This is a genomic window from Ignavibacteria bacterium (genome assembly GCA_015709655.1).
GTDB lineage: Bacteria > Bacteroidota > Ignavibacteria > Kapaibacteriales > Kapaibacteriaceae > OLB6.
The window spans coordinates 1469373-1488614 of record CP054181.1; the positions used below are offsets into that span (position 1 = coordinate 1469373).

The window sequence follows — 19242 nt, forward strand, 5'->3', positions numbered from 1 at the left end:
CACCGTGATTAGTTCTAAACTGCCACACACCGGAGCCTCGATTTTTAGTACGATGACGGCTTTGGCCATTCAGGAAGGTGCCATCAATTTATCACAGGGGTTTCCTGATTTTCAGCCGGACGGCCGGCTTCAGCAGGCCGTTGCACGAGCAATTTCGGAGGGTTTCAATCAGTACGCACCAATGATTGGTATAGCAGAACTTCGCACTGCAATTTCTGCACGATACCAACATTTTCACGGACTAACGGTTGACCCCGATACAGAAGTTACCATAACACCCGGCGGAACCGCAGCATTGTTTACTGCACTGGCAGCTTCTGTCCACCCTGGTGACCGAGTCTTAATATTCGATCCGGCATACGATTCATACGCTCCGGCGGTGCAAACTCTTGGTGCCAGCGTGGTCCGCTGTACACTTACGCCACCGCTCTATAAACCGGATATGGATTTTGTTCGGAATGAGGCTGAAAAAGGGCTTTCTGTTATCATCGTTAATTCTCCCCATAATCCAACCGGAACAATGTGGACGTCCGATGATATTGACGCACTTGCAATTATCGCAGATCGCTATGATATTCTGATACTTAGCGACGAAGTGTATGAGTTGATTACGTACGATACTGCCCATTCTCCGCTAATGAGTCATGACCTGCTGCGCCACCGTACGTTTACCGTGACCTCTTTTGGTAAGCTGATCCATGCCACGGGATGGAAGGTGGGCGCGTGCGTAGCCTCGCCTGCACTAACAAATGAATTTCGGAAGGTTCATCAGTATCTGGCTTTCAGCGTTCACACTCCCACACAAGTCGGCTTGGCTGAATACACATCTCGTCCTGAAGTTTTTAGCTCATTACCCGGTTTTTTCAAAGCAAGACGTAGTGTTTTTTGCGATACCCTGAATAATAGTCAATGGGGAATTCGGCCATGTCATGGAACCTATTTTCAGCTACTGGATTTTTCTCGGTTCTGGAAGGGATCCGACGTAGATTTAGCTGTATTGCTCACAAAGAAATGGAAGGTGGCTTCGATCCCGCTGTCACCGTTTACAGATGGTAAAAATGGCGATACATGCCTACGTTTTTGCTTTGCCAAAAGTGAGCAAACGTTATCAACAGCGTCAATGCGCCTGGCCGATGCTGCCAGCACACTCTAAGTCAGCGGAATAACTTCTACCTGTAACATTTGCTCTGGCTTCATATAGACGGAGACCAAATCCTGGACTGTTTCGATGTTTCGGCTTTCATAGAGTCTTTTCTGATTGTTAATTTCTTCCGGTGTCTGCTTAAACATCGAAAACCACGCTACCGATTCTGCTACAATCTCCGAACCCTCAGTTTGTGCAATGGTGTCGGTAACAACGCGTGCCTTTGCGGACGCTAAATCATCCTGTCCTACCTGCGCTGTCTTGATAGCGTATAGTATTGATTCCGTCAGCTGACCTGACGATATTTTGCTAGACGTGGCGTATGCATAACAAATAAGTAAACTGCCTAAAAGTCGCTTGTCAACATAACAGCCTACCTCGGAGGCAATCTGCTTATTCACAACTAATTCACGATATAAATATGAGTTTTTCCCGCTACCGATAAGCGTTGCAAGCAAGTCAGCATTATACATTTCATCACTTGTCATGCCTGGAAGATGAAACGCTACAATCACAGCCGGAACCGGAACATTGTCGGTAACTATTGAATGTTGATTGGTGTATTTGGCTAATGTGGTGTTGTTTTTCCCTTCTGAGAATACCACCGGTTTTATCCGACCAAACGTTTCCTCAGAAAGTCTGATTACCTGGTTTGCATCTATACAGCCTGCTACCGATATAGTAACATTCAGAGTGTTATAAAATTTTATGAAAAAATCACGGATGGTGTCCATTGTAAGATTCGTAATATCATCGATATTTCCGTACACATTTTTTGAGTAGCCGTGATCGTGTGAGTACGCTATCTTGTCAAGTTCAGACCGTAATCCTGAATATGGTTGATTTAATATGTTTTGTTTAATTTCTTCAGTAACAACTCCTTTCTGAATCTTCAGATCATCATCCGTAATAGTAAAGGAACGGAGTCTTTCTGACTCCAGCCATAAGCCTAGTTCTAGCTCATGTGCCGGCAGCGTGATATGATAGGCTGTAAAATCATATGTGGTATATGCATTGTTGAACCCTCCTACTCTGGTGCATAACTTGTCGTACTGTTTTTTTGTACCATCACCTCCATTATCAAACATTAAATGCTCGAACAGATGTGCAATACCAAATGAACCGGGTACCTCATGCCTGCTTCCCACCGAATACCCTACATACACCGTCACCAGCTGAGAATCCGGTAAAGGGGTCACAACAACGGGAATTCCGTTAGCAAGTTTGGTTTGAATAGGGTGTAAGTGTGACATTTGTCTGCTGAATTGGATTTGTTGTTTAGAAATTGGATTAAAATTATGAGTGTACCTACGACTGACTGGCTTACTCAGTTACTGAATATTGACTCTCCGACAGGATTTACCGAGAATGCTGTTTCGTATATCGAACAGTCGTTTTTTTCAATGGGATATTCGGTCCGACGGACAAGGAAAGGGGCTTTGGTTGTTTCAAAGCATCCCAAGCCCAAATTATGTATTGCCGCACATACCGATACCCTTGGATTCATCGTTTCTGGTGTAAATGCCAACGGAACATTACAAATATCTACCTTGGGAAGCCCCTTACTCCCAGTCTTTGACGGATGTTACGTGCGCGTTTATGGTCGAACCGGCACTGTCAGCACCGGAACCTTGCTTTTAAACAACCCTTCGGCCCATGCCAATAAGAACGCAGCTACAAGCGAACGTTCTATAAGCAATATGCATGTTCGGCTGGATGAGACCTGTTCAAGTGCCGATTGTGTTAGTGCGCTGGGTATTGGAACCGGCTGCTTTATTGCTGTTGAACCCCGCGTTGTTGTTACCCGCAACGGATATATAAAAAGTCATTTTTTGGATAATAAGGCCGGTTGTGCGGTATTATTTGAGCTTTCCGGTAAATTGGATTTGATGGCCGGGACCTTTCCGGTTGAATTTTTCTTCTCAACATACGAGGAAGTTGGGCACGGTGGAGCCGCGGGGTATTCAGATTCAGTCGAAGAGCTCCTGATCATTGATATGGGTGTTGTTGGCGATGGCTGCAGCGGAACTGAAACAAAAGTGTCGATATGTGCTAAAGACTCGGGCGGCCCTTATGATTACTCCTTAACAAATGCCCTAATTCAAATTGCCATAAAAAACAGTATTGACCATGTTGTTGATATTTACCCGTTCTATAGTTCGGATGGTACAGCAGCTTGGAGAGCTGGTATTGATGTGCCGGTAGCCTTAATAGGCCCAGGCGTTTCCGGTTCACATGGGATTGAGCGAACGCATACACAAGGAATCAGTGCTACGGCTGATTTATGTGCTGCTTTTATCAAACATCGGTTTACGTGATACGTTATACGAAAATCTTTCATTTTGTTCTTTTGGGAATTTTATGTCAAAAACTAATACGATTGGTATTACAACTGCCAAGGCAACACTCATCGCGGACGAATTAAACGAACTGTTAGCCAATTATTCCGTTTTTTATCAAAATGTTCGTGGTTTTCACTGGAATATTCGTGGTGATCGGTTTTTTGAACTCCATGCGAAGTTTGAAGAATTATATACAGATCTTCATATAAAAATCGATGAGATTGCTGAGCGTGTATTAACAGTTGGTGGAATTCCGTTGCACACATTTGAGTCCTATTTGCAGATCAGTGCTATCAAACCTGCTGAACACATTAAGGAGGGAAAGCGCTGTGTTCAACGGATTTTGAGTGCGTTTACTACAATCCTACTTCTCGAGCGTGAGTTGCTTGAAATAGCACAAAAGGCAAATGATGAAGGCACTGCAGCAATGATGTCTGAATATATCCAACAGCAAGAAAAGCTTGTCTGGATGTATTCCGCTTATCTGGGGTAAGAATACCGCGGCTATGGGTTTATGTAGTTTTTAGGTCTTGGACAGACACCATTCTTCTACGGTAAACCCTTGAAAATAAATGCGTTACATATTTCTTCCACATTATTGTGCACATGTGTATTGGTTAACAGCTGAATAACTGTTGGAGATATGTCACTTACCAACAAACCACAGTGCAAGTAGTAGATTTTATACCCACAGTTTACAGTGGGTTTTTTTTTGTCACACGGATTGTCCACAGATACTCCAAGGTGTGTGTTGCCCGGTAACCCCTGTTAATTATTACAGTTAGAGCAGAAAAAAATTTTTTTCGGGTCGTTATACAGCATATCCACACTCTAATATCATCTACTATAGATCTTTAACCCAGAAAGAAAATAAGAGGATTGCAGAAAGTCGTGAATTTTTTTTTGTGAGATTTTGACGTGAGATTTGCGCTTATGGAATCACATCAAAACCGCAGTATGGTTTCAGAACTTCCGGAATGTTTACCGATCCATCTTCTTGCTGGTGCTGTTCAAGCAGCGACACCAGAATTCGGGGAATTGCAAGACCGGATCCATTAAGGGTATGAACAAACTCCGGTTTTGTGTTTGAGTCAGCTTTAAAGCGGATATTTGCCCTTCGAGCCTGAAACGTTTCAAAGTTTGTGCATGAACTTACCTCAAGCCAACGCTGTTCTGCAGGAGCCCATACTTCAAGGTCGTAGGTTTTTGCTCCACCAAACGTCATATCGCCACTGCATAAAAGCAGAACCCTGTAGGTAAGACCAAGTTCAACAAGCATATTTTCTACATGGTGTACCATTTCTTCTAAAATTGAGTACGACTCGTCGGGATGTGCAAACTGAACAAGTTCAACTTTATTGAACTGATGAACTCGAAGAAAACCCCGAGTGTCTTTACCGTAGCTACCGGCCTCCCGACGAAAGCAGGCTGAGTAACCGCAGTAGGTTCTTGGGAGGGTACTACCGGCTAACACATCATCCCGGTGGAAGTTCGTGATTGTAACCTCGGCCGTAGGGATTAAGTACAAATTATCTTTTTCGATAAAGTACATATCATCGGCGCTTTTAGGAAGCTGGGCAGTGCCAATAAACGACTGTGGATTGGCAACAAACGGAGGAACTATCTCTGTATAACCAGCTGCTGAGGCCTTATCGAGGGAATAGTTGATAAGGGCTCGTTCGAGCTTGGCACCTAAACCAGTAAGATATCCAAAACCGCTACCGGTGACCTTTGCTCCTTTATCAAAATCAATTATACCTTTATTGGCACCAAGCTGAATATGGTCAAGACGAAAACTGCGTTCGGAGCAGGATCCGTGACGGCGAACTTCAACGTTATCATCAGCAGATTTTCCGGTTGGCACAGACTCGTGAGCCATGTTCGGAATAAGCAACATTGCCTGTTCTAGTTCGGCATCTACAGAACGTAGTACGTCATCAAGATCTTTAATCCTGTCTCCGATTACCCGCACCTGTTCGATTATGTGATCGGCATTGTTGCCGGACTTTTTTAACGTCGCAACTTCCATAGATGCAGAGTTTCTGGAAGCTTTTAAATTTTCAACTTCTTTAATTAGTTCGCGTCGACGGATGTCCGCGTTATATGCAGAATCAACTAAGGAGGCATCCGTTAGTTTTCTTCTGCAATTTTCCCGTACCAGCTCTGGGGAATCTCTCAGCAATCGGATATCGATCATAACAAGGAAAAGGTAGAATAATGAAGAAACAAATTTAAGCAGATCTTTGTGTTAATTGTAAACAATATTATCAGCGACCCAAATACACTGTCAACACAGATATGTCGCTCGCTGATACCCCAGAAATTCGTGACGCCTGCCCGATACTTGACGGCCGTATTTTTTCGAGTTTTTCACGGGCCTCTAAAGACAACGAACGGATATTGTTATACGAGAACGACTCCGGAATACGAATATTCTCGATTTCCTTCATTCGTTCAACATCGCGTAGTTGTTTATCGATATATCCCTGGTATTTGATTGTATGCTGAATCTGATCCACTGCACCAGAATGTTCTTCCAGGACTGATACGGGAATCATCGAGTTGGACTTGAGGGCATCCAGCAGAGATACTTTTGGCCGTTTAACCAAGGTTGAAATCACGGTTGTTTCTGTTACCGGCTCCTCGTCCGCCTTAAGCAGAATTGAATTTGCAACATCGGTGCTGACTTTTCGTTCCGATTCTTCGGCAATTAGAGATAACAGGTCTCTGGTCCTACAGTACTTACTGTATGCAGCATTACCAATAAGACCTATTTCTCTCCCTTTAGGCAGAAGTCTGTCGTAAACAGTATCAATCCTTAGTAAGAGTCTGAACTCAGCCAATGATGTAAAAATCCTGTACGGTTCGTTTGTATTCTTATTCACCAAATCATCGATAAGAACACCGATATATGCCTCGTTTCTGCCCAGGGTAAATGGTTCCTGATCCAAAATCATCCTGGCAGCATTGATTCCCGCAATGAGTCCCTGTGAAGCAGCTTCTTCGTACCCCGACGTCCCGTTAACCTGTCCTGCAAGAAAAAGCCCCTTTATAGCCTTTGACTCAAGCGTACATTTTAACTGATACGGATAGAAAAAATCGTATTCTACAGCATACCCAAACCGAGAAACGCTGCATTTTTCTAAACCAGGAATGGACCGCAGACCACGCTGCTGAATGTCCATCGGTAAACTGGTAGAAAATCCGTTTACATAAAGAGTGTCGCCCCGCAATGTTTCCGGCTCTAAGACGATTGTGTGAAACGGCTTGTCGGAAAATCGAGAAATTTTATCCTCGATAGAAGGGCAGTATCGTGGTCCGCTTCCTTTGATTGCACCCGTAAACATTGGGCTTTTGTCAAATCCTGCTCGTAAAATTTCATGCGTATCACTGCAAGTTGTTGTTTGCCAACATGTTACGGTGTTTCTGACCTTATGGGTCTGAATTGAAAGTGGAAGGGGGCTGTCGTCGCCGGGTACAGATTTTAACTGGCTGTAGTCAACAGAAATTGAGTCAATTCTTGGCGGAGTACCGGTTTTCAATCGTCCCTTTTCTAATCCATACGACGCCAGAAGGTCAGATATTGAGTTAGATGATCTCTCCCCAAAACGTCCACCGGCGGTTTCTTCCATACCCGTCCACATAACCGCGTTTAAAAACGTTCCCGAACACAATATCACGGCCTGTGAGCGAATAGTTTCACCGCTTTCTGTCCGAATTCCTGCTACAGAACCTTTTTCAACGATAATCTCAGTAACAGTTTCTCGAATTATGTGTAGATCAGGGGTACTAAGTAGAAGATTTTGAGCAAATAGAGGATAGAGGTCCTTGTCATTCTGACAACGAGGTGACCAGACAGCAGGACCCTTGGAGGTGTTTAGGAGCTTAAATTGTATTCCTGATAAGTCTGCCAGACGGGCCATAACGCCGCCAAGAGCGTCAATTTCTTTTGCCAGGTGACCCTTTGCGCTACCACCAATAGACGGATTACACGAAAGGCGTCCTATCGTGTTGACTTCCATCGAAACCAAGGCAGTTCGTACGCCAATACGAGTGCATGCCATTGCTGCTTCAATTCCGGCGTGACCGCCGCCTACTACTAAAACATCGTAAATATTTGTCATCTTTTTCTTGTGGTACTGCGTTTCACGTGAAACACACGGCATTTTGCAGCCTGCTATCACTATTGTTCGAATCTGGGTTTTCAGAGTCGTAGATTTTCCGCCAGGCAGGGTGCAGGCGCAAGACATCGGTGAAATCAGGCACTGTTTCACGTGAAACATGAAAAGTGTGATATTCCGTTTATAGAATTTTGACCATCAGATATTCATCGATATATTGATCGTCGACCTTCATTGACCGCGGTTCGGTTCCATATACAGTAAAACCTAAACGCAGATATAACGAATACGACGCTCTGTTTTGGGTACTTACTGAAAGCTGAACTAGCTCAACGCCTATGTCGATTGCCTCATTTAGCACGGTGTTAACCAAGAGTGACGCAACCCCCTTGCCTCTTTGCTCAGGAACAACGTACAGTCCCCAGATTTTTGCCTTGTGCTTGATTTTTGAGCTGCTGTTATCACACGAGAACCCAACCATCCCAACAACCGTACCACTAGGCGTCACAGCGCCAAGAATATACTGGTAGGGGAACAGAAGGTACCTTACAAACCGTTGTTCCTTGTTTAAAATTGAAAGGCTGTCAAACCTGCTATAGTCTGATCCAAACACATCGGGAGCCGAGAGGAGAGCAAGTTTCTGTATTTCAAGGAACTCCTCAAAGTCACCCGATTCAAGTGGACGAATTTCAAAACCTTGGTCCATGAACTACTTTCCTATGCAGAAGTTTGAAAAAACAGCATCTAAAACATCCGGATTCCACGTCTTCCCTGTTAGAGAGCTTAATGTTTGGATTGCCTGGCGGATATCAACAGCAATAATATCGGAAGGCTCACTCCGTTCCAAGGCATCTTTAGCACTCTGCAATTGGCTTATCAGAACCGTTAGCAACTGAGCCTGTCTGGAATTAACCAGTGCATCGAGATGCGCTCCTGATGTTGATTTTGCTATATCTACCAAGAGGCTTAACAACACCTTCATACCGTCTGAAGTAATTGTCGTTGCATTTGTATAATACACGTTGTGAGCTTGAACAGGTGGTGGACTGATTACTTCATTAGGTACCAAATCGGTTTTATTCTGAACAAGCACAAAATCCTTCTCAGGATGGAGCTCACGGAGTTCGGCTAACAGGGGATTACTATTTTCGGTGCCTTTAGATACGTCATTTACAACCACAATGACATTACACTGGTTGAGTAAGGAGTACGCCGATTCTATGCCGGCTTTTTCAATTTCATTACTTGTTATCCTGAGGCCCGCGGTATCAATCAGTCTGATGGTGTAGCCATCAACGATAAGGCTTTCTTCCAGATAATCTCTGGTAGTACCCGGAACAGAACTTACGATGGCACGGTTGCGTTCCAGAAGAGCGTTAAACATTGAGCTTTTGCCGGCATTGGGGTAACCAACTACAGCACAAAGCAAGCCGGATCGGGCGATTTGAGCCCAATGAGCCGTTCCCCGCAGTTGGGTAGCATAGTCAATCCCCGTATGTAAACTCTCAAGAAACTCGGGTCGGTTTACAAACTCATAACCCTCTTCGCTAAAATCAAGCTCTACCTCAAGCAGTCCTGCAATTTTAATCAGTTCATTTTCCAAATTTCGAAGCTTTACCGTGTATCCGCCGGCTAACTGCCGTGCTGCGGTTTCGGCACCAGCAGAGGACTGTGCATGAATAAGGTCGGCAATTGCTTCTGCATGGGTGAGATCGATTTTACGGTTCAAAAAAGCTCTTCGAGTAAACTCGCCGGGTAAAGCAGCACGGATGCCAGCGGCGATTAAGGCTGTAAGGATCCTGTTAACTACAAAATGTCCGCCGTGGCATCCAATTTCGACCACGTCTTCGCCTGTATAACTGTGCGGGCTTTTGAAGACCGACATGGTTACTTCGTCAATCAGGCTGTCTTCCGTTTTAAACCATCCAACCAGTATCGTGTGTGTTGCCGCACGTTCTATTGTCTGGTTTCCGGAAAAAAGCTGATCACATACACTCAAAGCTTCGTTACCGCTAACACGAATTACAGCCAACCCTGCAATGCCCGGTGGTGTTGCCAGGGCACAGATCGTTTCCCTATGGCTTATGGTGTTGTTCACAGTGCAAGTTAATACATGATTTACCCATATAACAGCATTAGTTTAGCAAATACAGTTTAACACCGCTGAGTCAGATTATAAATAAAAATATTAATAATGGCGATGAACACGGATAATCCCGAGTATTTTCATGTAACAACAGTCGAGTCAACAAACGATGTAGTCAGGGACAAGCTTGGGATTCACCCGCGTGTATTTGTCTGTGCAGACAGCCAAACCGGTGGAAAGGGAAGAAAAGGGAAAAAATGGACAGGTGAGCATGGTCAAAATATTTACTGTTCGTACGGAACTGTTCATGACGGTAAGGTGGATTATCGTGACCTTGCGTCATACATGGCCAGGGGAGCACTTGCAACGGTGCTAATGTTGCGAGAGATTACCCCACGGCTGACCTTTAAAGTAAAGTATCCAAATGATGTAATGGTGCTGGACACGAATCGGTGGAAAAAGATTGGCGGTATCTTGGTTGAGCATGAATTCAGGGGAGCAGAGTGCCGGTTCTCCATAATTGGTATTGGCGTTAATATTAACCAGCTACAGTTTCCGGAGGAATTACAGGAAACAGCAACATCGCTAATAAGACTGGGGGCAATTACGTCCTTACCACAGTGTATCCGTACATTGCACGATAATTTGATTTCACAAATGCGGTCCCACTGGCAACATGTTCACCGGCAGTGGGTACAAGAAATGGAGATTATCAACAAGCCTGTAAACATCGTTGGTTCAAAGGAGCAGTGGCTGGTGAAATCAGTACTCGATGACGGACGGCTTGTTGCACAAAACATAGTAACACAAACAGAGCGGGTGATAACCGATGGCGACACTATACGATACAACTATTGAACTCAACAGCGTTCAGTATGGGATTTGCGGCATAGATGTTGGGAACAGTCGCGTGAAAATTCATCATGATGATGTGTACTTATCCATCCCTTTCGATAAGGAGTGGAAGAAAAACGTTCAGCATCACTTTCGCGATCACGTCAGTAAAAAGTACCTGATCGGTCTGTCGAGTGTAAATCCCAAGCAAACCACCGCCATAGTTAAAATCATTCAACGCATTCCCGGACATCTTGTTATCAACGTACACCAGTTATTAATGCGTAACGAAGCGCTGCTGCGATTAGGATCGGTAGAGAACGCAGGGATCGACAGGATGCTTGGTGCAATTGGAGCGCTTTTCAAGCAGCTTCCGCCCTTAATTACCGTTGATTGTGGTACGGCTGTCACAGTAAATGCAATATCGAAAGACAGGATGTTTTTGGGCGGTATCATTTTTGCCGGGATGACCACCCAGTTAGTGGGTTTAACAAAGCAAACGGCAGGTATTCCCGAAACTGAGTACTCACAGCCAGTAAAGGCGATAGGGGTTAATACTCAGGAGTCGCTAATGGCTGGCGTTACACAGTCTGTTCTTGGCGGAGTATTAGAGAGTATTCAAACGATGCAGAATGAGTTCTTTAACGGGGCTCAGGTACCTATAGTCATAACCGGTGGTGAAGGAAAGGTAATTGCCGAAACAATGGGACACAGGGGATTAGACGTGCACTTTGAGAGAGACATGGTAACAACAGGAATCCTATCATTGCTCATGAATGCAAAACCGGTTGATATTCACGATGGAATCATTGAAAAAATCAGGAACTAGTACATGGCACCATCAATTGCAATTCACGGCGGGGCGGGTGATCTGGCCAGATATACTGGCACCGGAAGACTGGAGGAAGCGCAGGTTTTACTCGATGAGATTATCACCCACTGTCACACGATGCTGGTGGATGGTAAATCAGCCCTTGACGCAGTCTGTGCTGCTGTGGTAAGGATGGAAGACAGCGGATTGTTTCATGCCGGAAAGGGATCGTCACCAACACCTGCTGGAACTCCTGAACTCGACGCCTCGATCATGGATGGCTCAAACATGGAAGCCGGTGCAGTTACGTTGGTATCAAAGATTAAAAACCCGATTTTGCTGGCACGAGTTGTAATGGAACATAGTCAGCATGTTCTCCTGGCAGGTAAAGCTGCTGAAGAACTGGCTGATAAATTTATGCTGGAAGTGGTAAACAATAATTATTATTTTCCGTGCGACACTGCAGCAACTGAGACTTCAACGGGTACTGTGGGAGCGGTTGCACGAGATTTATATGGAAATTATGCTGCTGCAACATCAACCGGGGGAACGCTGAGAAAGGCATCGGGACGAATAGGGGATTCTCCGCTAATAGGTAGCGGTACCTATGCTCAAAATCACATTGGTGCAGTTAGCTGTACCGGGTATGGCGAATATTTTATTAGGGCTGCAGCATCTGCAACAGTTTTGCACAGAGTTGACCTGCTGGGAGAAACAATTGGCGCCGCAACCGGCGGTGTACTAAGCCTTGTGTCGCGTCTGGGAGGCCAGGGCGGAATTATTGGAATTGGTCCACGCGGCGAGGTAAGCATGGTATTTAATACATCCGGAATGTACAGAGCCTCGATAGATGCATGGAGCAAGAAGACGGTTGGGGTGTTAGCATAGCAATAAAAGTTCTACCAAAGCCCCTATCACGATCAACGACTAAAAGGGGTGTCCTAAGCCGATAGATATGTGCCAGTTTGATAGTGAAAACGGATGTTCTCTACCTGAGAATATCCATTTGCCATCCTTACGAAGCGGGTCGTAGATACTTGTTGCATAGTCAAAACGGAACGGACCAACGGGCGTATCAAATCTGTACCCGATACCCATAGCAATTACGCTTCCTTCCCACAAGTCACGTAACCTCATGGTGCCGTACTTCCCGGTTGTAAGACGGTTAAAAGCATTGCCAATATCGGTAAAGACAGTCAGACCACTGCGCTCAACCAGTGAGGCCCAAAAACTGTCCCAGCCAGCTGGTTTAGGGAAACGGTAACGGTACTCAGCACTGAGTTCCAGCAGTGAAGCACTTCCAACAGTGTTCGATAGCAACAGATTCTGGGTTTCGTCCAGTGCTTCCAACTCACCACTGTGTGGATCGTGTAGCTGCCGAGATGGGAAACTTCGAATACTAGCGGCACCTCCCGCAAAGTACTGTCGCTCGATACTTACATACGTGTTTGTATCTGTAGTACTGCCCCTGGAAAACCCAAGTAAAAAAATATGTCCGGCCTTGATCTTTGTAGCAATTGTTGACTGCACCGATACCGGAAAGATGCTGCTATAAAAAGCCTGACTGCGGACGAATTGCCCGGCACCAATCCCTGCTTCGATCGATACGTTGGCGGTGTAACCGGAACGGGGATCCATGACATTATCACGGTGCTCTCCCCTGATGTTGGCACCAAGGTAGATACTTGTAAACCACGGGGTGTTCCCGGTGTGTAAATATTTATCCAAGACCAGGAACTGATTAAGCGTACTATAAACAAATGCAATTTCTTCCGGAGTCTCAGCATCAACCAAGGCTGAGTCCAATGCACCCTGGAACTCACGCGGAACCTGGCGCTCCAGACCGATACTTGCATCAATACCATTTACACCTAAAAACAATGGAAGGCTTACCGGCATGCGGGTAAGTACACCAAAAGAGCTTAACCGAAAGGGACTAACCAGGACCCGCTCGGAGTAGTAGATATTGCTCTGCAGTCCGCCACGCCAGTTCCAAATTCTAAATAAACTCGGCCAGGCCAGAACACCCGAAATAACGGCTTCACGTTGCAGAGGCTGCCCTTGAAGAAACCCGCTGATATCCTGAAGGATATACTGTGCCGTAAGCGAACCAACCTGTGCCCCGCCAAACAGATTGCGGTGCTGATACGTTGCACCAACCCCTGCATTTAAGTAGTTATCTACAGCCGTTTGAAAGAACAGAACATTAAACCCTAAATCACTGGGCTTATTGTTCATTGTGAATACGCGCAGTGAAATCACCGAATCTGACAGAGACTGAGGTGAAAGGTCGCTGTGATTTGGCACAATCGTATCTATTGTTACAATTTCGAAAACACCAAGAGAAATAAGATTGTTCCGTGATGCTTCGATCAGATCGCGATTGTACCACTCACCAGTAGCGAACTCAATTTGTCTGCTACGCATGGTTTGGGTGATCCCCGGGAAACCATTGTTGTTTTCCTGAAAAAGAATGGATCCAATACGTTTGCGCTTACCGGTGGTAAAAACAACGGCTATGGTATCGCGTGAAAGGTCGCTGCTGCTTTTAACAATCGGCTGTGTGAAGCTTGCTTTGTAATATCCATTGTTCTGAAGCATTCTTGACATAGCCGCCAGGCTGGAAGTTAAGAGTGATTCGCTGTATGGATCGCCCTTATCAATTTTCAGCTCTGAAACAACCCTTTGATATATGTCTGCCGGAATACTATCGAGGCCATAAATAAGTACCGTATCAACAACAGCCTGTACTCCCTCGTTTATGTTGAATTTTAAAACATTGCGTTTTACAGACGGATCGTAGCCAAAGTCCCACGTTACCCGGGCATCATGAAAGCCATGCTGGTTAAGGTATTCAAGAAGTGCAACACTGTCATCGGATGCTTTTGACGGGCTGAAGTATCGCAGTTCGCTCTTCAGATTTTCCTGGAGGCGCTCAAGTGTTTTTAAAATTGGTGTTGGAGTTGCCGGATTGCGGGCTACATTTTCCTGAACGTATCTGCCTAACCTGCGTGTGATTGACAGTTCGCTTTCGCGTGACTGAATAACACCAATAAGCTGTTCAGTGCTGGTAAGGGAGCATCCAACAATTCGGACTTCCTGTAATTCCGAGAGGCCCTGATATCGGTCTGCACGATATTGCTCAAGAGCAAAGACACTATCAGCTGGAACAACACCCGCTGCCAACGCGGTAGCCGACATGACGATACATGGCAGTACAATAAGCAAGAACCGGAGGATGCAGGTACACACTATACTAAAATACCGTCAATCCGGCTGAGGGCTTCGTTCATTGAGCATGCCGGCAATAAAACTGCCGAATATTAATAATCCGAATCGTCGTCTTCGTTAAATAAGAAGTCGTCGGACGCACTTTCGTACTCAGGCCATAGGTCTTCAATCCCTTCATATACAGGATCTTCCGGGTCATCCAGTTCCTTGAGATTTTCAATAATCTGGATCGGGGCACCGGTACGATCGGCATAATCAATAAGCTCGTCCTTAGTCGCCGGCCAAGGAGCGTCTTCAAGGTATGCAGCAAGTTCAGGGGTCCAAAACATGATCTATTCCTATTTGGTGCCAAGTGTGATTGGGGCGCGAATATACAAGCAGCAAGCTGGTAACGCAACATATTCACACTGATAATGTTTGCAGATTACAAATTAATGCATTCGAAAGGTCATCTTTTTCAATCAAATTCCTGGTTTCTTCCAGGTTGATCTGCTTATTGACAGTGTTTTTTCCGCTACAGCAATATCGTGTGGCGTGGTGATTTTATTGTTCGTGGTCTCGCCGTCAGTACAATACACGGTATATCCCGCCAATTCAACAACCTGGGCATCATCTGTTGCATCCGGATGAACGTTGAGATACGCTTTTCTCAATATATCAGCCTGAAACCCTTGTGGAGTCTGAGCTGCCCGGAGAGATGATCGAGAAAGTGTTTGTACCACGCTTCCGTCGGCCCCAACTTCCTTGATTGTATCGGAAAGCGGGACTACCGGAACGGCTGCTCCGTGCTGCCGCGCCTTATGAATAACTTTCTGAAACAGATCTGCGGTTGCCAGTGGCCGAACGGCATCATGGACAAGGATAACAGAGCATTTGTTCAAACTTGGATGGTCCAGAGCGTTTTTTACGCTTTGCCAGCGTTCCCCGCCGCCGAAAACGACGTGAATTTGTGTGTTTGTCGTTATCGAGCTGATGATGTGGTTTGCCATCACGTCACTCTCATGAATGGCAAGGACAACACTACCTACGTTGGAGATACTGCAGATAGTTCTCAGTGTGTGCACCAGTATAGGCTCGGTTCCAAGCATGGCATACTGCTTGGGAACCGCCGAGCCAAAGCGTTTTCCAATACCTGCACACGGAACAATTACACCAACGTAGTATGACGTCATAACCAGAGTGCACCAGTGCTGGCGAGGATTAAACAACGGTTGTAATAAACAGTTGCCATCAAAGCTAACGCACCTTGAATGTTGCCATAGTAATGATGGCCAGCATAACAGCAATTATGTAAAATCGGGTAACAATTTTGGATTCATGCCATCCTTTTTTCTCAAAGTGGTGGTGAAGTGGAGCCATAAGGAACAGGCGCCGACCCTCACCGTATCTGCGGCGGGTGTACTTATACCACGTAACCTGAAGAATAACCGAAACAGTTTCTGCAAAAAATATCCCTCCCAAAATGGGCAGCAGAAACTCTTTTTTAATGAGAACGCATAAAACACCAATTGCCCCACCTAAAGCAAGCGATCCGGTGTCGCCCATGAATACCTGGGCAGGATAGGCATTATACCATAAAAACCCCATTGATGCACCAACAATGGCAGCACAAAAAATCACTAACTCATCGGTACCCCTAAGGTGCATGATGTTCAGATAATCGGCAAAAAAGGCATTGCCTGAAAAGTATGCAATAACAGCAAGTGCAAGGGCACTTATCCCAACCGTACCAATACATAACCCGTCAAGACCATCAGTGAGATTCACGGCATTCGAAGTGGCAGTAATTACAAATACAACCATGGGGATATAAAACCAGCCAAAATCAAAATTCACCATTTTCTCAAATGGGACGGTCGTAAGAGAGCTTACGTCACGCAACGAACTGCTAAACCATTCCGGCATAAAAGTTAGAGCACAGCCCACCATCAGGCTGACAACAACCTGTCCAAGAAGTTTGTATTTACCTATCAAACCGTTTGGCAGTTTTCGTACAACCTTCAAATAATCGTCGGTAAACCCAACAATTCCAAGTAAACCGGTTGTAGCAACAACGGTAATAACGTACATGTTGTCTACCCGGCCCAGCAGCAGGGTTGGGATCAGCACTGCTGCAAGAACGATTATTCCTCCCATGGTTGGCGTACCTGCTTTTGTGCTGTGATGCCCCACACCCTGAAGTTCTCTCTTGGCCTGTTCACCAATCTGAATTCGTTTAAGGAGGGCAATCAACTTGGGTCCGACAAGAATTGCGATCAGCAACGCAAGTACTGCTGCAACGGCAGCCCGGAATGTTACGTACTGAAACACGCCGATTCCGGGAATGGTTGTAAAGTCGCGCATCCAAAGCGCAAGGTGGTACAGCATTAGCGTCCTTTCAGTGCTGAAACAACTTTCTCCATTGTCAACCCACGAGATCCTTTTACAAGAATACATGAGCCGTCGGGAATATTTGCCGTAATGAAATCCGCACACTGATTATGAGTGCCGAAACAATGTATGGGATGGTTGATGTTCTGTGATGCTTTGGCAAACTCGGTTCCCAGGGTAATAATGGTATCAGCAACGTCTGCCGCCTGATTTAAACAATCAGTATGTTCCTGCTCAGATGCTGTTCCCAGCTCGCGCATATCACCCAAAACGGCAACGCGGTGTACGGCAGGGAATAACTGGAGAGTCTTTAGAGCTGAATTCATACTATCAGGATTGGCATTGTACGTGTCGTTCAGCAACGTAAACCGCTCCGAACGTTCTACCTTCATCCTGCCGTATTCGCTATTCTGCTCCGGCATGTACGATTCCAGTGCCTGTTTAATCTGAGTGGCCGTTAACTCGAACACTGCGCCAACGGCGATTGCAGCAACGGCATTCATTGCGGCGGCGTATCCGGTTGTTTTCATAACGGAACGAAGAGATGCTCGCTCGTGGACTACATGAATAATCGGGTTCAGTTCCTGTGTAAAGCTAACACTGGCGCTGATATCAGCGTGTGTGTTAATGCCAAACGAAAGCCCCCTTCCACCGTGACGTTCTACCCAGGCAGCGATACGGACATCATTAAGGTTAATCAGCATTGTACCACCGGTATCAATGAGAAACTCGAACAGGGTTGTTTCTTCCTTTTCAACACCGTCTAGGTCGATCAGCTTTTCCAGATGCTCCTTACCAATTTGGGTGATCAGGCCATGGGTTGGACGTACCATGGCGCAGAGGATCTCGATTTCACCTGGTTCGTTGGTACCAATTTCGATTACTGCAGCCGTATGCTGGTCCGTTAGCTGCAGAAGGGTTAAGGGAGTACCAATTTGGTTGTTGTGATTTGCATGGGTTTTTAGCACATGATATTGGGCATTAAGTACATGGGCAGCCAATTCCTTGGTGCTGGTTTTCCCGGCCGATCCGGCAATTGCAAGAATAGGAATACTAAACCGCTGCCGATGATACCAGGCCAGAGTACCAAGCGCATGGAGCGTGGACTCAACACGGATTAGCGGAACGCCGTTTATTGTATCAGAAGTTATCAGCCCCGCATCAACGATTAATAGTACTGCACCTTTAACGGTGGCTTCGGTAAGAAGAGTATGTGCATCAAAGTTTTCACCGCGAAGGGCAACAAACAATGCACCAGGTTGTAAAGTACGGGTATCGGTGCTAACGCCTGAGGAACTGATATTCTCAGGAAGACATATTGCTGCTTCACCAAAGCAAGTAACGAGGTCGGTATAACCGAACTGAGCAAGATTATTCATTGCGGACGAAGATAAGAAGATTGAATTTCGGCTGCACGGAATCGTACACTCCGGGAGCGGGGGTTCCGTTCAATTTCGGGTACGTCAGCAACTACGGGTTTCTTGGTTAGAACAGTCAGTACGGGCGGCGTCTGACGTCGGGAATATTCACGAAAAATATCTTTTACAATGCGGTCTTCCAGTGAATGGTAGCTCAGAACAACAATTCGGCCTCCTGTATCCATCATGTGAAGGACGGAAACCAGCGACTCTGCAAGAATGTCTAATTCCCGGTTTACGGTAATGCGCAGTGCCTGAAATATTCGTGCAAGTGTTTTTGCTACATGCTGCGGGGGAATATGCTGTTCTATTGTCGTTCGTAAATCAACAGTTGTCCGGAAAGGGGCTAGGGTACGCCTACGCACAATAGCGCGGGCAAGCAGAGCCGAAGAAGGATCTTCGCCGTAGTTACGGAATACATTCGCAAGTTCTTTTTCGGTGTATGTATTAAGAACATCCGCCGCCGTTATGCCATCCTGACCAAAACGCATATCCAGCGGAGCCTCTTGTCGGAACGAAAATCCCCGCGGATGATGATCAAACTGATAACTGCTCACACCTAGGTCAAACAGGATGCCCTGAACAGGACCTTCATTTTTGAGTGTTTCTGGTATCGTACTGAAGTTCTTGTTAACAATAACATGCCGACTGTCGGAGGGATGGTGCTCGTGATAATGACCCACCGCGGCATCATCGGCATCAAACGAGAACAGCCGTCCACTTTCCGGTAGGTGCTGCAATATCATTCCGGTGTGCCCACCTCCACCCAACGTTGCATCTACGAACACGCCACCACGATCGGCCTGCAAAAAGTCGATACACAACTGAGCCATTACCGGCACATGGTATTCTTGTTCAGAGAGCCGTGCCATTACTGAAGGAGGC

General features: G+C 45.8%; 17 protein-coding genes. 6 read left to right on the forward strand and 11 right to left on the reverse strand.

What is annotated here, in order from left to right:
- Window positions 1-4 precede the first annotated feature (4 nt).
- Complete coding sequence (locus HRU79_05850; protein QOJ26196.1) at window positions 5-1153, forward strand: aminotransferase class I/II-fold pyridoxal phosphate-dependent enzyme; 1149 nt, start codon at window positions 5-7, stop codon at window positions 1151-1153.
- On the opposite strand, the gene HRU79_05855 is transcribed toward HRU79_05850, so the two are convergent.
- The gene (locus HRU79_05855; GenBank protein ID QOJ26197.1) at window positions 1150-2397 is read right to left on the reverse strand and encodes an insulinase family protein; all 1248 of its coding nucleotides are present in this window, start codon (window positions 2395-2397) and stop codon (window positions 1150-1152) included. The genes HRU79_05850 and HRU79_05855 overlap by 4 nt on opposite strands.
- Before the next feature lie 45 nt (window positions 2398-2442).
- On the opposite strand from HRU79_05855, the gene HRU79_05860 reads away from it, so the two are divergent.
- Complete coding sequence (locus tag HRU79_05860; GenBank protein QOJ26198.1) at window positions 2443-3462, forward strand: M42 family metallopeptidase; 1020 nt, start codon at window positions 2443-2445, stop codon at window positions 3460-3462.
- A gap of 43 nt (window positions 3463-3505) precedes the next feature.
- Window positions 3506-3979: a DNA starvation/stationary phase protection protein gene (locus HRU79_05865; protein QOJ26199.1), complete on the forward strand. Its 474-nt coding sequence runs from the start codon at window positions 3506-3508 to the stop codon at window positions 3977-3979.
- 438 nt (window positions 3980-4417) lie between these two features.
- Here HRU79_05865 and serS read toward each other — a convergent pair whose 3' ends face one another.
- The 4 genes from serS to mnmE all read right to left on the reverse strand — a co-directional run bounded on the left by serS (window position 4418) and on the right by mnmE (window position 9705).
- Complete coding sequence (gene serS / locus HRU79_05870; protein ID QOJ26200.1) at window positions 4418-5683, reverse strand: serine--tRNA ligase; 1266 nt, start codon at window positions 5681-5683, stop codon at window positions 4418-4420.
- Window positions 5684-5753: 70 nt separating this feature from the next.
- Entirely contained in the window at window positions 5754-7610 is a 1857-nt protein-coding gene (gene mnmG, locus HRU79_05875) for a tRNA uridine-5-carboxymethylaminomethyl(34) synthesis enzyme MnmG (GenBank protein ID QOJ26201.1), read from the reverse strand.
- A gap of 178 nt (window positions 7611-7788) precedes the next feature.
- Entirely contained in the window at window positions 7789-8313 is a 525-nt protein-coding gene (locus HRU79_05880) for an N-acetyltransferase (protein QOJ26202.1), read from the reverse strand.
- 3 nt (window positions 8314-8316) lie between these two features.
- Window positions 8317-9705, reverse strand: coding sequence for a tRNA uridine-5-carboxymethylaminomethyl(34) synthesis GTPase MnmE (gene mnmE / locus HRU79_05885; GenBank protein ID QOJ26203.1), 1389 nt, complete (start codon window positions 9703-9705; stop codon window positions 8317-8319).
- A gap of 96 nt (window positions 9706-9801) precedes the next feature.
- On the opposite strand from mnmE, the gene HRU79_05890 reads away from it, so the two are divergent.
- The 3 genes from HRU79_05890 to HRU79_05900 are packed head-to-tail and all read left to right on the forward strand — an operon-like array spanning window position 9802 to window position 12226.
- On the forward strand, window positions 9802-10551 hold the full coding sequence (locus HRU79_05890) for a biotin--[acetyl-CoA-carboxylase] ligase (protein QOJ26204.1): 750 nt from the start codon (window positions 9802-9804) through the stop codon (window positions 10549-10551).
- Window positions 10523-11356 (forward strand): type III pantothenate kinase, encoded by an 834-nt coding sequence (locus HRU79_05895; protein QOJ26205.1) that lies wholly within the window; start codon window positions 10523-10525, stop codon window positions 11354-11356. Before HRU79_05890 ends, HRU79_05895 begins: the two co-directional genes overlap by 29 nt.
- A 3-nt stretch (window positions 11357-11359) precedes the next feature.
- The gene (locus HRU79_05900; GenBank protein ID QOJ26206.1) at window positions 11360-12226 is read left to right on the forward strand and encodes an isoaspartyl peptidase/L-asparaginase; all 867 of its coding nucleotides are present in this window, start codon (window positions 11360-11362) and stop codon (window positions 12224-12226) included.
- Window positions 12227-12265: 39 nt separating this feature from the next.
- Here HRU79_05900 and HRU79_05905 read toward each other — a convergent pair whose 3' ends face one another.
- The 6 genes from HRU79_05905 to rsmH all read right to left on the reverse strand — a co-directional run bounded on the left by HRU79_05905 (window position 12266) and on the right by rsmH (window position 19229).
- On the reverse strand, window positions 12266-14590 hold the full coding sequence (locus HRU79_05905; GenBank protein ID QOJ26207.1) for a BamA/TamA family outer membrane protein: 2325 nt from the start codon (window positions 14588-14590) through the stop codon (window positions 12266-12268).
- 71 nt (window positions 14591-14661) lie between these two features.
- Entirely contained in the window at window positions 14662-14898 is a 237-nt protein-coding gene (locus HRU79_05910) for a DUF2795 domain-containing protein (GenBank protein ID QOJ26208.1), read from the reverse strand.
- 132 nt (window positions 14899-15030) lie between these two features.
- A complete protein-coding gene (gene ispD, locus HRU79_05915; protein QOJ26209.1) occupies window positions 15031-15741 on the reverse strand; it encodes a 2-C-methyl-D-erythritol 4-phosphate cytidylyltransferase in 711 nt (236 codons plus the stop codon).
- Between the two features lie 64 nt (window positions 15742-15805).
- The gene (locus tag HRU79_05920) at window positions 15806-16936 is read right to left on the reverse strand and encodes a phospho-N-acetylmuramoyl-pentapeptide-transferase (GenBank protein ID QOJ26210.1); all 1131 of its coding nucleotides are present in this window, start codon (window positions 16934-16936) and stop codon (window positions 15806-15808) included.
- Entirely contained in the window at window positions 16936-18318 is a 1383-nt protein-coding gene (murF, locus tag HRU79_05925; protein QOJ26211.1) for a UDP-N-acetylmuramoyl-tripeptide--D-alanyl-D-alanine ligase, read from the reverse strand. The genes HRU79_05920 and murF overlap by 1 nt, the downstream gene beginning before the upstream one ends.
- Window positions 18315-19229, reverse strand: a complete 915-nt coding sequence (gene rsmH / locus HRU79_05930; GenBank protein QOJ26212.1) for a 16S rRNA (cytosine(1402)-N(4))-methyltransferase RsmH — start codon at window positions 19227-19229, stop codon at window positions 18315-18317. Before rsmH ends, murF begins: the two co-directional genes overlap by 4 nt.
- Window positions 19230-19242 lie beyond the last annotated feature (13 nt).